Genomic DNA, 13,609 nt, shown 5'->3' with positions numbered 1-13,609 from the left:
CTCCTTTACAGTGCCCAGATACCATCGGGCGTTTTTCCTACGATAATTGTTTCCGACAACAGGCAGGTATATGTAACCGTCACCGGCTGACATTGCAAGGGCGCTGCCACATCCAGCGTCAGCGTCAGCCGCAGCAGGATCTGGTGACAGGTCTGGTTGATGCCAGCCTGGGTGAATTGGGTCAGAAGCTCCGTCTGTACGCTGCCAGCCGGCCGCACCTGCACCTGTACATTGGGTCCCCTGCCGGCAAGCAGCGTCATGCCGCTTGCCGATCCGAGAGGAACCGAAACCCGGCTGGATGCATATTGGTTCAGCGCCTCATTCACCCTGCCGGTCACCTGATTCTGAAATCTGCTTACCGCTCCGGACAGCAGCTCCACGGAGACGATCTCGCCGGATTCGTTTTTCACAATGGCTGCAAACTCTCCTTGCTCCTCCCTGGTCTGCTGTAGGGCGTGTTCCGTGCTTTCCACCAGGATCCGGGTGGCATCCTGCCGGATCACATGGGTGCAAGCGGCAGAAAAGGGCTCCCGAATCCGGATTCCCAGCCATAAAATCCACAGGATCAACCCGCAAAGCAAAAGCACACCCACCAGGATCCGTTTTCGAGGACGACGGGTTCGGCGATACCGCATAGCAACTCCTTAACCGGAAAACGGGCGACTGACAGCCGCCCTGTTTTCATTACTCGTCACAGCCGCAGCCACAGCCTTCCTGGTTCCCGGATGCTTCAAGGGGAATGGGAGAAAACTCCTCTGTCGGGAACTGAAGCCGGCTGAATACCTCGCAGGGGCTGTCGTTGTTGGCACAGCATGCCTTTGCCGGTACGGTATAGGGATAGGTGGGAATCAGTACAGTCACCGGTCGGGACAGCTCCACGATAGAGAACAGACCCAGTGTGAGGATCACCGCACGGTTGGGCATATCCGTTTCCCCGGATGCACACTTGCAGTGTCCCCTGCCGATCTTTGCCTCCAGCACCACCGGATCTACCACCTGGACGGATGCCACAGGCAGATTCACGATGTTGCAGCAGGAATTGGTATGTCCGGTGGATTCCCCGGAACTGGTAAAGGTCTTGGTAGCAGATTCACTGCCGTAGAGTATGCAGGTTTTGGTTGCGGTGGCGGTGCCCCGCAGAGGCATGCCCGGTTCGCATGCCCGGTCGCTGACCAGCAGATCCACGTCAAATGTATAGGTCAGATCAATGGAGTAGAATCCCCGATTGAACGGAACCGGCTCCACGGAAATGCACACATCCCGGATGGATACACACTTGGTCTTTACAAATGCACAATGGGGCGGCAGCTCACAGCCCTCCAGTCTGACTACCACGCCGGTGAGACAGTCCTTATCGCTGCAACTGTCAAACACACGGTTAACCTTTACCGGGACAGCGTCCTGGGGGCAGTCCGAATGCAAACATTCGCTCATAACCTTCCTCCTTCACATTGCTTTTTGAAGCGCAGAAATTGTACTTCTGTACATCATATTCGCCAGAAGGGGGAAATGTGACTGGATCAGGTTTCGTGATCTACCTGCTTGAATACCTTCAGATTGCCGATCTTCTTGCTGCGCTCCTCCAGGACTGCTTCCACCTCTGAAAAGGGCAGGTTTTCCTCAGCGCACAGTACCATAATATGATACAGCAGGTCGGAAATTTCATTCTTCAGCTCGTTGTTGTCATGATTCTTTGCGGCGATCACCATTTCGGTACATTCCTCGCCGCATTTTTTCAGGATCTTGTTCTCTCCCTGGGAAAACAGATAACAGGTGTAGGACTTCTTTTTGATCTCATCAGCGGATTCGCCGCTGGACGCATACTGGGCCTTCCGGTCCAGTACCACCTGATACAGATCCTCTAATACGTTATTGGACATGGTTCATTCCTCCGTCTGTCTTTCATAAATTCTTGTGTAGAAGCAGCTGTGATGCCCGGTATGACATGCAGCACCGGTTTGCTCCACCGTGACAAGCAGGGTATCATTGTCGCAGTCTGCGTCAATGGTCAGCACCTTCTGCAAATGTCCGGAGGTCGCCCCCTTGTTCCATAGCTCCTGCCGGGAGCGGCTCCAGAACCAGGTATATCCGGTTTCCAGAGTCTTTTGCATGCTTTCCCGGTTCATATATGCGAGCATCAGAACCTGCCCGGTGCTTGCCTCATACACGATGGCAGGGATCAGCTCCGCCTTTTGAAAATATTGATCCAGATTCATGGCTTTCTCCTTACCGCACGGCAATGCCCTGCTGCTTTAAATGGGTCTTGACCTGCTGCACGGTCAGCTCCTTGAAATGGAACAAGGAAGCCGCCAGGGCAGCGGTTGCTCCTGTCTGTTCAAACACATCAGAAAAGTCCGACAGGCTGCCGCAGCCGCCGCTGGCGATCACCGGGATCTTGACCGCATCACACACGGCATTCAGCATCTCGATGTCAAAGCCAGCCTTTGTGCCGTCCGCATCAATGGAGTTGAGACAGATCTCCCCTGCCCCCAGGCGCTGGATCTCCTTGACCCACTGGATCAGATCCAGATGCATATCGATCCGCCCTCCGTTTACATACACTGTGTAGCCGCCAGTGCCGTTCCGCTTTGCATCCACGCCCACCACTACGCACTGACTGCCGAAAATATCCGCCGCCTCTGCAATCAGCTTCGGATTTTTTACGGCGGAGGAGTTGATAGAAACCTTGTCTGCACCGGCACGCAGGGTCTCCCGGAAGTCGTCGATGGTGGAAATGCCGCCGCCTACGGTGAGAGGGACGAATACCTGCTGGGCAGCCCGGCGCACCACGTCCAGAATCACGCCCCGCCCCTCATGGGAAGCGGTGATATCATAGAACACCAGTTCGTCAGCACCCTGCCGGTTGTATTCCGCTGCACACTCCACCGGATCCCCTACGTCCTGGATGCCCTGAAAATTCACGCCCTTGACCACCTTGCCGTTGCGTACATCCAGGCAGGGGATGATTCGTTTTGCAAGCATACCTGCAACTCCTTTCAGTTAGTTTGATTTTCAGGCTGTGCCTCAGCAATGGCTTCCCGCAAATCCAGCGTACCCTTATACAGGGACTTGCCGCAGATGGTTCCGTACAGCCCCATCTCCCTGCAAATGCGGATATCCTCAATGGTATGCACACCGCCGCTGGCAATGATATTACACTGCCCACGGGTGGCATCCGCCAAAGCAGACAGCTGTTCCGCATTGACGCCGGACAGCGTGCCGTCCTTGGAAATATCCGTGAAAATGAAGGTACCCACTCCGGCACGGATCATTTCCCGGGCAAGAGCAATGTAATCCACATCGGAAGCATCCAGCCAGCCCTCTGCGGCTACCTTGCCGTTTTTGGCATCGATCCCCACTGCGATTCGATCCCCGTATTCTGCCACCGCTTCCTTGACAATCCGGGGGTTTTTCAGAGCAATGGATCCAAGAATCACCCGGCTGATACCCTCGGACAGGTAAGATTCCACCGTGTCCAGAGAACGGATGCCGCCTCCGAGCTCCACCTTCAGCGGCGTATGCTTTGCTACATCCAGGAAAATGTCAGCGTTGACCGGCTGTGCGGATTTTGCCCCGTCCAGATCCACCATATGGATCCACTGGGCACCTGCCTCCGCAAAGCCCTGGGCAGTGTCCATATAGCTTTCTGCCACTTGTTCCGCAGTCTGGAAATCCCCCTTCCAGAGCCGGACACATTTGCCGTCCTTGATATCGATTGCTGGTAAAATAATCATATGTTCTCTCCTTATGCCAACGCCGCAAAGTTCCGCAGCATCTGTAACCCGATCTCGCCGCTTTTTTCCGGATGGAACTGGGCGCCGAATACATATGCTCCGTCATATACCAAAGCGGGAATGGTGCTGCCGTATTCACAGGACGCGGCAATCACCGAATCCGGGCACATAGCCTGATAGGAATGCACAAAATACACATATGCATCCTCCGGCAGATCCTTCAGCATGGGGCAGTCCAGCTTTTGATCCAGCTTGTTCCAGCCCATATGAGGAATCACCAGCCCGTGATCCGGGATCCGCTCCACCGTTCCCGGCAGCAGTCCCAGCCCCTCGCAAGGCTCAAATTCATAGCTCTTCTCAAACAACATCTGCATGCCCAGGCAAATCCCCAGAAAGGGCTTCTCTTTTGCCTGCTGCTGTAAAAGCTCCGTCAGTCCATGGGCATGGAGCATTTGCATGGCACTGGGGAACGCCCCCACTCCAGGCAGGATGATGGCGTCCGCCTGGCGGATGGTGTCCGGATCATCTGTCAATATGTGTTCCTGTCCCAGGTATCGCAGAGCATTTTCTACGCTGAAAATGTTTCCTGCCCCGTAATCGATCACTGCAATCATTACAATGCCCCCTTTGTGGAAAGTACTGTACCGGTTTCGTTTTCCGCAATCGCCGCTTTCAGTGCATGCGCAACCGCTTTGAAGGCTGCCTCGCACTTGTGATGATCGTTGCTGCCATACAGCATGTTCACATGCAGGGTAATACCCGCATGAAAGGCAAAGGCACGGAAAAATTCCTCCGCCAGATTGGTGTCGAATGCGCCGATCATGGGGGTGGCAAAGCTGCCATTCCACACCAGAAAGGGGCGGTTGCTGATGTCCAGGGAGGCGAACGCCAGGGACTCGTCCATGGGAATATACGCCGTGCCGTATCGGCAGATGCCGGACTTATCTCCCAGTGCCTGCTTCAGCGCCTCCCCCAGTACGATGCCTGTGTCCTCCACCGTGTGATGGGAATCCACATACAGATCCCCCTTAGTATGGATCACCATGCTGATGCCGCTGTGGGCGGACAGGGCAGTGAGCATATGGTCAAAAAAACCAATGCCTGTGTCGATCTGGGCTGTGCCCTTTCCGTCCAATAACACTTCTATGTGAATCTGGGTTTCCCGGGTATTCCGGTCTACAGCTCCTGTTCTCATAGGCTCTCCTCCTTGGCAGAAAGTGTTTGCAGGCTTTGGGTCAGTGCCTCCAGCAATGCTGCATTCTCCTCCGATGAGCCGGTACAAATCCGCAGAAAGCCCCGGAACCGGCGGATAGCAATGGACGCATCCAACAGCATCTGATACAACTGTGCATCATACGAGGTACGCACATAGACAAAGTTTGTGCGGCTGTTGTACACCTGTTCCAATATGTTAGGATACTTAGATTGTAACTGCGTGATTCCCCGATACAGTTGCTTTGCACGCTCTGTAATCTGTGCTGTGCATGCATGGAGATAATCCGGCTGCTGCAACAGAATGGTGCCGATGGTCTGGGCGATCATATCCGTATTGTAGGGGGATTTTGCCGCACGAAGCGCCCGGGTGATGGTCTTTCCGGCTACAGCAAACCCGAGCCGGATCCCGGCAAGCCCCAGCGCCTTGGAACAGGTCTTGAGAATAATGCAGTTGTCATATGCGGAAAGCTCCGGCAGCATACTCTGATCCCAGAAATCCATATACGCTTCGTCCAGGATCACCAGGCAATCCAGTGCATTCAACAAACGGCGGATCTCAGTACGACCTAACCCCAGAGAAGTGGGATTGCATGGGTTGGAGAAAACCACTGCCTTTGCATGGGTTTCCTTGCAGAAGGCAATAAGCCTGTCCACGTCAATGGTTAAATCCTGCCGCTTGGGGCAAACCTCCACCTTCAACTCATACAGACTGCTGTAAAAAGCATACATGGAAAAATCATGTTCCAGGGTTACAATGGTGTCGTCGCTTTCCAGAAAACAGCTGGTGATGATGCTGATCAATTCATCCGACCCGTTGCCGGAGGTGATGCAATCCGGATTCAACCCGTAGTAAGCTGCAAATGCTTCATTCACCTTCTGGGACAGAGGATCCGGGTATCGGTTCAACGGCAGGGCGGCAACAGCCTCTCCGATCTGCCGACGCAGCTCCCCCGGCAAGGAAATGTAGGATTCATTGGCATCCAGCCGGATCTGATATGTGCCCTGAATGGGGTCGTAGGGCACCAGATCCGCCAGCTTCTGATTCAGCTGATACTGCATAGCATTCTCTCCTTCCGGTCAATCCTTTGCAAACCGTACCTTGATGGCATTTGCGTGGGCGGTCAGACCCTCCCGCTCTGCGATCAGGACAATGTCATCCTTTGCGTCCGCCAGAGCTTCCTTGGTGTAGTACACATAACCGGAACGCTTCAAGAAGCTGGAAACGGACAGGGGTGAGAAGAACCGTGCTGTGCCGCTGGTGGGCAGCACATGATTGGGACCTGCGAAATAGTCTCCCAGAGGCTCGGAAGCATACTGACCCAGGAATACGGAGCCTGCATTGTCCAGTCTGCCCAGATACTCCATGGGGTTTTGCAGGTGTACCTCCAGATGCTCCGGCGCAATGGCATTGGCAAGCTCCACTGCACAATCCACGCAGTCGCAGATCAGAATGGCACCCTGATCCCGGAGAGAGGCTTCGATGATCTCCTTCCGGGAAAGGCTCTGTACCTGCTTTTCCAATTCCACCAGCACTGCATCTGCCAGCTTCTCGCTGGTGGTGACCAGAATGGAGGACGCCAGCTTGTCATGCTCTGCCTGGGACATGAGGTCAGCGGCTACGAATGCGGGATCCGCCGTATCATCTGCCAGCACCAGGATCTCACTGGGACCAGCCACCATGTCAATATCCACAACCCCATACAGCAGCTTCTTGGCAGTGGCAACGTAAATATTGCCGGGTCCTACGATCTTATCCACCCGAGGGATCTGCTCCGTGCCGTATGCCAAAGCCGCAATGGCCTGGGCACCACCGCTGAGAAATACCCTGTCCACGCCGCAGATGGCTGCTGCCACCAGAATATCCGGGTTGGGAGTGCCGTCCTTCCGGGGTGGCGTTACCATAATGATTTCCTCCACCCCGGCGATCTTTGCCGGAATGGCGTTCATCAAAACACTAGAGGGATATGCTGCCGTGCCGCCGGGTACATACAGACCCACACGCTTCAGACCCCGGATTCGCTGCCCCAGCAAAACCCCGTTGGGCAAGGCGTTGACGAAGCTGTTTTCACGCTGCCGGTTGTGGAAATCTGCAATATTTTCCATGGCATCCAGCAGTGCATTGACAAAATCCTCATCCGCCTCGTTCAGCGCATCCTCAATGACCTCCTGGGGCACCTCATAATATTGGGGCAGTTCCCCGTCAAACTGCTTGGTATACTTTTGTACAGCCTGATCGCCGCCTGCCCGGACGGTTTCGATGATTTCCGTTACGATCTGGCTTACCCGCTTATCTGTTTCGCCGGTACGCTTTGCAAGCTGCTCCAGAAATGCCTTCTCGTCGGTGCCGTTGGCATAAATCTTCTTCATCATGGCTTTGTCCTCCTATTTGTTCAGCTGTGCTTCGATCTTTTCGATCAGGGACTCGATCTGCGCCTGCCGCAGCTTTAAGCTTACCGTATTCACGATCAACCGGGCAGAAATGGGTGCCACATCCTCAAAGACCTCCAGCCCATTTTCCCGCAGGGTTGATCCGGTTTCTACGATATCCACAATGCCGTTGGCAAGATCCAGCAGGGGTGCCAGCTCCACGGAGCCTTCGATCTTGACGATTTCTACGTCCATACCCTTGGCTTCAAAAAAGGCTCTTGCTACATTTGGATACTTTGTGGCGATGGTCTTGACCCCGATGCCGGCGTAAAAATCGTCTCCCTTTTTGCCGGCAAGGGCGAATTTACACTTGCCGAAGCCCAGATCCACCAGTTCGTAGAACTTTCCGTTCATTTCCATAATGGTATCCTTGCCGACCACACCCATATCGCACACGCCATGCTCTACATAGGTAATCACGTCCGCCGCCTTGGCAAGTACCACTTCCAGGTTTGCGTCCCGGATCGGCAGAATCAGCTTTCTTCCCTTTTCCCGGACTGCGGTACAGTCAAAGCCCAGAGATTCCAGCAGCCCGATCGTGTCCTTTTCCAGTCTGCCCTTGGTCAGGGCAATGCGCAATGGTTTTTCCATTTCCGTCTCTCCTTTATACCATCAGCCGGAAATGATTTCCGTTGCTGCTTCGTCGTTGATGATTACCAGCTTGGCAATGCCCCGCTGCCGTGCATAGGCTCTTGCATCCTCCACCGTATCCTGCATCGCAAGCTCCACAATCAGACCTTCCGCCCGGAGCTTCTTTGCCCGGCAGATTGCCTGTGCCGCACAGCCTTCTCCGGCAAAAATCAGCACATCACTATGTACAGGTACCTGGGGATCATGCTTTGCATATACCTGGGAAATGGCGTCCACATGCACTGCAAAGCCGGTTGCCGGTACGTCATAGCCAAACTCTGCGATCAGTTTGTCATACCGTCCGCCGGACAATACCTCGTCCCCATAGCCGGACAAATAGCCCTTGATGATGATGCCGGTGTAGTAGTCCGTCCGGTTGACCATACCCAGGTCAATGGTCACCTTGCCGTTCTCGCACAGCCGGACTGCATCCTCATACACGCTGCGGAGATTGTCCAGAATAGCCTGCATCTTCTCACCCTTGAAGTACCGGGCAGCCTTTTCAAAAACCTCCTCGCCGCCAAACAGACGGGGCAGCATCTTCACTGCCCGGACTGTTTCGCTGTCCCCGATGGTATCCAACAGGTCATTGAGGGCAGGATAGTTCTTGAATTCAATCAGACTGCGGATCTGCTCCTGGGTTTCCTCGTCCGTGTGCAGCTGATTCATCAATTCCTTGAATACGGCAATATCCCCAAGCTCCAGGGAGAAGGTGTCGTAGGCACAAGCCTCCAGCACCTCCAGAGCGGTGGAGATCACTTCCAGATCCGCCAGCTTGGAATCCGAACCGATCAGCTCAATGCCGGTCTGGGCAACCTGGTCACTGCGTCCCTTCAGCTGGGGCGTGTTGGCGTATACACACTGGTTGTAGTACAGCCGCAGAGGCAGGGGCGCATCCTTCAGCCGGGTTGCAACCACCCGGGCGATCGGCATGGTGGAATCCGGGCGGATCACCAACAGCCGCCCTTTGCTGTCCGCAAATTTATACATCTGCTCCTGGGGGAAGTATGCGGACTTGTGACTGAATACATCAAAAAACTCCAGAACCGGTGTGATGACCTCAGAAAATCCCCGGCTTCTGAAAATCTGTTCGATCCGGTGCTCCACGCTGCGGCGCTGTGCGCATTCGGTAAACAAATAATCCTTGGTGCCCTCCGGGGTAATCAAATCGTAGTATCTCATGGCTGCCTGCGGCTGCTGCCGCACTCCTTTCATCACTTTACTATGCTAACATGTTAGCATAGTATTATAAAAAAGTCAAGTTAGAACAGCGTCATCTGACTGGATTTCGGCAATGCGCCCAAAGCGCCGATGCTTTCCAGGGTATCCACTATGGTTTTTGACGCACCGCACTTGTTCTGGAACTCCTCGATGGATACAAAATCCCGTGCCTGTGCGGTCTCATACAGGCTCATAGCCGCTGCTTCTCCCACGCCAGACAACGCACCAAAAGGAATCCGGATCTTTCCGTCCTCAATCAGGTACTTCACTGCATGGGATTTATACAGATCGATGGGCAGGAACTCATACCCTCTGGACATCATTTCGTTGACGATCAGCAGGATATCATACAGGTCGTTTTCCTTCTTGCTCCGGTCATTTCCAAGGGCACGCAACTCCTCAATTCGGTTCCGGACGGCAGCAATGCCCCGGACTGCCAGATCCGCATCAAAATCTCCACCACGGACAGTAAAATAGGTGGAGTAAAATTCCAGGGGCTTGTGGAGCTTGAACCAGCCCAGCTTGATGGCTGCGATAACATAGGCTGCCGCATGGGCCTTGGGGAACATGTACTTAATCTTCAAACAGCTGTCTATGTACCACTGGGGTACGTTGTGATCCTTCAGCATCTGGATCCGCTCCGGGGTAAAGGTTTTCGGTGCCTTACCCTTACGGGTGTCCTCCATGATCTGGAACGCCTGCTTGGGCTCGACCCCCTTATATAGCAGATAGGTCATGATGCTGTCTCGGGTACCGATTACCTCAGAAATGGTACAGGTCTTGTTCTCAATCAGATCCTTTGCGTTGCCAAGCCATACATCCGTACCATGGGACAGACCGGAAATCTGCAAAAAGTCGCTGAACTTAGTTGGCTTTGCGTCCATCAGCATGCCAATGGTGAAATTGGTACCCATCTCCGGGATGCCCAGACTGCCGGTGGGACAATAAACGTCCTCTTTGGTGACCCCAAGCACGGATACGTCCGTACACATACGGATCACGTCCGGATCCGTAGTGGGAACGTCCGCAATCTTGATGCCGGTCAGATCCTCCAGATGCTTGTACAGGGTGGGCACTACGTGTCCCAGCTCATCCAGCTTCAGAATGGTATCATGCAGGCTGTGAAAGTCGAAGTGGGTTGTGATGACGTCGGAATCCGCACTGTCCGCCGGATGCTGTACCGGGGTAAAGTCATATACATCATAGTCGGAGGGCACAACCACCATGCCTCCCGGATGCTGTCCGGTGGTGCGCTTTACGCCGGTACAGCCCTTGGCAAGCCGATTTTCCTCTGCCGGATTCTGGGATTCATTCCGATCCTCCAGAAAATGCTTGGCGTATCCGAATGCGGTTTTCTCCGCAACGGTACTGATGGTACCCGCCTTGAACACGTTGGCTCTTCCAAACAGCTCCTCCGTATACCGGTGGGCGGAGGACTGATACTCGCCGGAGAAATTCAGATCAATATCCGGCGCCTTGTCCCCGTCAAAGCCCAGGAAGGTTTCAAAGGGAATATCGTGCCCATCCCGGCGCATTTCAATGCCGCAGTTGGGACAGTTCTTTGCCGGCAGATCAAAACCGGAGCCATAGCTGCCGTCTGTGATAAATTCGCTGTGCTTGCATTTGGGGCATACATAGTGAGGTGCCAGCGGATTGACCTCCGAAATGCCTGCCATGGATGCCACAAAGGAGGAGCCAACGGATCCACGGGATCCTACCAGATAGCCATGCTCCTCCGAGTTGGAAACCAGCTTCTGGGCGATAATATACAGCACGGAAAAGCCATGCTTGATGATGGAGGACAGCTCCCGATCCAGCCGCTTAGCCACGATCTCCGGCAGGGGATCCCCGTAGATCTCCCTTGCCCGGTTGTTGGTGATCCGGGTCAGATCCTCCTCCGCCCCTTCGATATTCGGGGTAAAGGTGCCCTTGGGGATGGGACGTACAAAATCAATGAGATCGGCGATCCGGTTTGTGTTTTCCACCACTACCTCGTATGCCTTTTCCTGTCCCAGGTAAGAGAATTCCTCCAGCATTTCATCAGTGGTGCGCAGATACAAGGGTGCCTGCTGATCCGCATCCTTAAAGCCATTGCCAGCCATCAAAATCTGCCGGTATTTTCCGTCCTTGGGATCCATGAAATGCACGTCACAGGTGGCGACCACGGGCAATCCCAGATCGTCCCCGATCTTACAGATCATCCGGTTCCAGTTTTTCAGATCGTCTTCAGATTCTGCCGTACCATTCCGGAGCATGAACGCATTGTTTCCCAGAGGCTGGATTTCCAGATAATCATAAAATTTCGCAAGCTCCAGCAATTCCGCATAGGGTCTGCCGTCCACCATGGCACGGAACAGTTCCCCCGCCTCACAGGCACTGCCGAACAGCAATCCCTCATGGTACTTAAGCAGCTGGGACTTTGGCATCAAGGGCTTTTTGTAGAAGCAGTCAATGTGTCCGTAGGAGATCAGCCGATACAGATTTTTTAGTCCGGTCTGGTTTTTCGCCAGAATGATCTGGTGGAAGGATTTCAGCTTCCTTGCATCGATCTTCTGTACCTTGGTGTTCAGCTCCGACAAATACTCCAGCTTTTTTTCCGTGATCAGTCGTCCCACAAGCTCCAGATAGATTTTTGCAAGCATCATTGCGTCGTTGTCTGCCCGGTGATGGTCAAACTTCCCCAGCTTCAGGTGCTTTGCCACAACGTTCAGCTTATGCTTTGCAAGATCCGGCAGCATAGCCTGACACAGCACCAGACTGTCTATGTAAGCATAAGCGTACCGCTGCCCCGCCCTGCCCGCAGCCGCATCGATAAAGCTGGTATCGAACCGGGCGTTATGGGCAACCAGCACCGGATCCTCTCCGCAGAAGGCAAAAAATTCTTTCAGCGCCTGGGACGCCTTTGGAGCTTCTGCTACCATGCCCTCATGAATTCCGGTCAGATCTGTGATCTCCGGAGGAATGGGACGCTCCGGGTTCACATAGGTGTGAAAGGAGTCCGCCACCCGCATATTCTTGACCTTGATGGCACCAATCTCCGTGAGCCGATCCCGTTCCGCACTGAGTCCAGTGGTTTCCACATCAAAAATAATGATCGTGTCGTTGACGGTCTTGTCGGTTTCCCCGATGAGGATCTTTCGCTCCGCAATGTCGTTGACCACATACGCCTCACAGCCGTAGATCACCTTAAAATCCTTCGCTTTGCCGATGGCGTTCATGGCTTCCGGGAACGCCTGAGCTACTCCGTGATCCGTAATGGCAATGGCGTGATGTCCCCACGCCTGGGCACGGGCGATGAGATCGGATGCAGAACTGACAGCGTCCATGGCGGACATGGTAGTATGCATGTGCAGCTCCACCCGCTTTTTCGGTGCATTGTCCATGCGGATCTTCCGCTTCACCAGCATCAGATCCATGGGCATCATGGTGATGTCCTTATTAAAGGTATCGAACTCAATATTCCCCTTTGCAACTACCGTGCAGCCGTTTTTCAGCTTGTCGTATGCTGCTTCGGACAGCTTTTTAGTGTCAATGAACATTTTCAGCATAATGGAGCCGGTATAGTCGGTGATGTAATAGCTGAGAATGGTTTTCTGTCCGTTTTTGACCTCTTTCCGGTCTGGTATGTCGAAAATATCTCCCCATACCACCACCTTGGTATCCAGTCTGCCGGTAGCCTCCTGGAGGGAAATGGGCTGTTCCTTGATGGTGCCGCCCCGGATCACCAGGGCAGAGCCTTCTTCGACCTCAAAGGGCAGATGCAGCAGCGCCGCATTGGCAGCAACCACCTTGGGAGCTGCTGCTTTCCCGGTACTGCCGGATGCAGGCGCAGTGAGTTGATCCCGGTGCTGAGGAATGGCTGCTGCAACCTTTGCGATCAGTTCCTCATGCTGGGTGGCAGGGGGAGCGTTCTCTCCGGACAGCTCTACCAGAAGCTGCAAGCCGTACTGCTCCTGAATCAGCATGCTCAAAGCCCGGCAGAATCCGGCTTGCTCCAGGATCTCCCGTCCCCCATGCACCAGAGAAATGGCAAGCTTGTCCGCCTCCCGTTTCACTCCGGCATGATCCAGAAAGCCATTGAGCACGGACATGCGCCGTTTCAGCTGGGAAATCAGTGATGAATAGCTTGTTTCCAGGGTGAACAGCTCCGGCGCATACCGGCAGGCAAGGGTCACCCGGGACAGGGACAGCCGATGCTCCAGTGCCGTTTCAAAGGCAAACATGGTTTCTGCATCCAGAACCTGGTCGTACCGCACATGAAAGGTCATTTCCGTGCGATTTTCCGTATAGGTCAGACGGTAGAGCATACCTTCCAGTGCGGCAGCCGGCAGTTCCGGTGCCAGATCCGCCAAAAAGTCAGCCAGTTTCAATTCCATGCAATC

The 13,609-nt window shown here is 54.2% G+C and carries 13 protein-coding genes; all 13 read right to left on the bottom strand.

Going from position 1 to position 13,609, the window contains the following annotated elements; all coding sequences use genetic code 11:
- Positions 1–5: 5 nt before the first annotated feature.
- The 13 genes from yunB to RUM_RS09540 all read right to left on the bottom strand — a co-directional run bounded on the left by yunB (position 6) and on the right by RUM_RS09540 (position 13,603).
- Positions 6–635, bottom strand: coding sequence for a sporulation protein YunB (gene yunB / locus RUM_RS09600; protein ID WP_015558919.1), 630 nt, complete (start codon positions 633–635; stop codon positions 6–8).
- Between the two features lie 49 nt (positions 636–684).
- Entirely contained in the window at positions 685–1,434 is a 750-nt protein-coding gene (locus RUM_RS09595) for a hypothetical protein (RefSeq protein WP_015558918.1), read from the bottom strand.
- An 86-nt stretch (positions 1,435–1,520) separates the two neighbouring features.
- Positions 1,521–1,880 (bottom strand): phosphoribosyl-ATP diphosphatase, encoded by a 360-nt coding sequence (gene hisE, locus RUM_RS09590; protein WP_015558917.1) that lies wholly within the window; start codon positions 1,878–1,880, stop codon positions 1,521–1,523.
- Positions 1,881–1,883: 3 nt separating this feature from the next.
- The gene (gene hisI / locus RUM_RS09585; RefSeq protein WP_015558916.1) at positions 1,884–2,216 is read right to left on the bottom strand and encodes a phosphoribosyl-AMP cyclohydrolase; all 333 of its coding nucleotides are present in this window, start codon (positions 2,214–2,216) and stop codon (positions 1,884–1,886) included.
- Positions 2,217–2,226: 10 nt separating this feature from the next.
- The gene (hisF, locus tag RUM_RS09580; protein WP_015558915.1) at positions 2,227–2,982 is read right to left on the bottom strand and encodes an imidazole glycerol phosphate synthase subunit HisF; all 756 of its coding nucleotides are present in this window, start codon (positions 2,980–2,982) and stop codon (positions 2,227–2,229) included.
- Positions 2,983–2,996: 14 nt separating this feature from the next.
- Positions 2,997–3,734: a 1-(5-phosphoribosyl)-5-[(5-phosphoribosylamino)methylideneamino]imidazole-4-carboxamide isomerase gene (gene hisA / locus RUM_RS09575; protein WP_015558914.1), complete on the bottom strand. Its 738-nt coding sequence runs from the start codon at positions 3,732–3,734 to the stop codon at positions 2,997–2,999.
- Between the two features lie 11 nt (positions 3,735–3,745).
- On the bottom strand, positions 3,746–4,348 hold the full coding sequence (gene hisH, locus RUM_RS09570) for an imidazole glycerol phosphate synthase subunit HisH (protein WP_015558913.1): 603 nt from the start codon (positions 4,346–4,348) through the stop codon (positions 3,746–3,748).
- Complete coding sequence (hisB, locus tag RUM_RS09565) at positions 4,348–4,929, bottom strand: imidazoleglycerol-phosphate dehydratase HisB (RefSeq protein WP_015558912.1); 582 nt, start codon at positions 4,927–4,929, stop codon at positions 4,348–4,350. Before hisB ends, hisH begins: the two co-directional genes overlap by 1 nt.
- Positions 4,926–6,008: a pyridoxal phosphate-dependent aminotransferase gene (locus RUM_RS09560; RefSeq protein ID WP_015558911.1), complete on the bottom strand. Its 1,083-nt coding sequence runs from the start codon at positions 6,006–6,008 to the stop codon at positions 4,926–4,928. The genes hisB and RUM_RS09560 overlap by 4 nt, the downstream gene beginning before the upstream one ends.
- Positions 6,009–6,026: 18 nt before the next feature.
- Positions 6,027–7,319 (bottom strand): histidinol dehydrogenase, encoded by a 1,293-nt coding sequence (gene hisD, locus RUM_RS09555; RefSeq protein WP_015558910.1) that lies wholly within the window; start codon positions 7,317–7,319, stop codon positions 6,027–6,029.
- Between the two features lie 12 nt (positions 7,320–7,331).
- Complete coding sequence (gene hisG, locus RUM_RS09550) at positions 7,332–7,967, bottom strand: ATP phosphoribosyltransferase (protein ID WP_015558909.1); 636 nt, start codon at positions 7,965–7,967, stop codon at positions 7,332–7,334.
- Between the two features lie 21 nt (positions 7,968–7,988).
- Positions 7,989–9,188 carry an ATP phosphoribosyltransferase regulatory subunit gene (gene hisZ / locus RUM_RS09545; protein ID WP_041326769.1) on the bottom strand — a complete coding sequence of 400 codons (1,200 nt, stop codon included), beginning with the start codon at positions 9,186–9,188 and terminating at the stop codon, positions 7,989–7,991.
- A gap of 80 nt (positions 9,189–9,268) precedes the next feature.
- Positions 9,269–13,603 (bottom strand): PolC-type DNA polymerase III, encoded by a 4,335-nt coding sequence (locus tag RUM_RS09540; RefSeq protein WP_015558907.1) that lies wholly within the window; start codon positions 13,601–13,603, stop codon positions 9,269–9,271.
- Between the last annotated feature and the right edge of the window lie 6 nt (positions 13,604–13,609).

This window comes from Ruminococcus champanellensis 18P13 = JCM 17042 (genome assembly GCF_000210095.1).
Taxonomy (GTDB): Bacteria; Bacillota; Clostridia; order Oscillospirales; family Ruminococcaceae; genus Ruminococcus_F; species Ruminococcus_F champanellensis.
This window is presented reverse-complemented; position numbering and strand designations above follow the sequence as displayed.

Coding starts and splice junctions, on each gene's coding strand:
- hisH (WP_015558913.1), bottom strand. CDS start 4,348: ATGATTGCAGTGATCGATTACGGGGCAGGAAACATTTTCAGCGTAGAA.
- hisE (WP_015558917.1), bottom strand. CDS start 1,880: ATGTCCAATAACGTATTAGAGGATCTGTATCAGGTGGTACTGGACCGG.
- hisB (WP_015558912.1), bottom strand. CDS start 4,929: ATGAGAACAGGAGCTGTAGACCGGAATACCCGGGAAACCCAGATTCAC.
- hisZ (WP_041326769.1), bottom strand. CDS start 9,188: ATGAGATACTACGATTTGATTACCCCGGAGGGCACCAAGGATTATTTG.
- yunB (WP_015558919.1), bottom strand. CDS start 635: ATGCGGTATCGCCGAACCCGTCGTCCTCGAAAACGGATCCTGGTGGGT.
- hisD (WP_015558910.1), bottom strand. CDS start 7,319: ATGATGAAGAAGATTTATGCCAACGGCACCGACGAGAAGGCATTTCTG.
- RUM_RS09595 (WP_015558918.1), bottom strand. CDS start 1,434: ATGAGCGAATGTTTGCATTCGGACTGCCCCCAGGACGCTGTCCCGGTA.
- hisG (WP_015558909.1), bottom strand. CDS start 7,967: ATGGAAAAACCATTGCGCATTGCCCTGACCAAGGGCAGACTGGAAAAG.
- RUM_RS09540 (WP_015558907.1), bottom strand. CDS start 13,603: ATGGAATTGAAACTGGCTGACTTTTTGGCGGATCTGGCACCGGAACTG.
- hisF (WP_015558915.1), bottom strand. CDS start 2,982: ATGCTTGCAAAACGAATCATCCCCTGCCTGGATGTACGCAACGGCAAG.
- hisI (WP_015558916.1), bottom strand. CDS start 2,216: ATGAATCTGGATCAATATTTTCAAAAGGCGGAGCTGATCCCTGCCATC.
- RUM_RS09560 (WP_015558911.1), bottom strand. CDS start 6,008: ATGCAGTATCAGCTGAATCAGAAGCTGGCGGATCTGGTGCCCTACGAC.
- hisA (WP_015558914.1), bottom strand. CDS start 3,734: ATGATTATTTTACCAGCAATCGATATCAAGGACGGCAAATGTGTCCGG.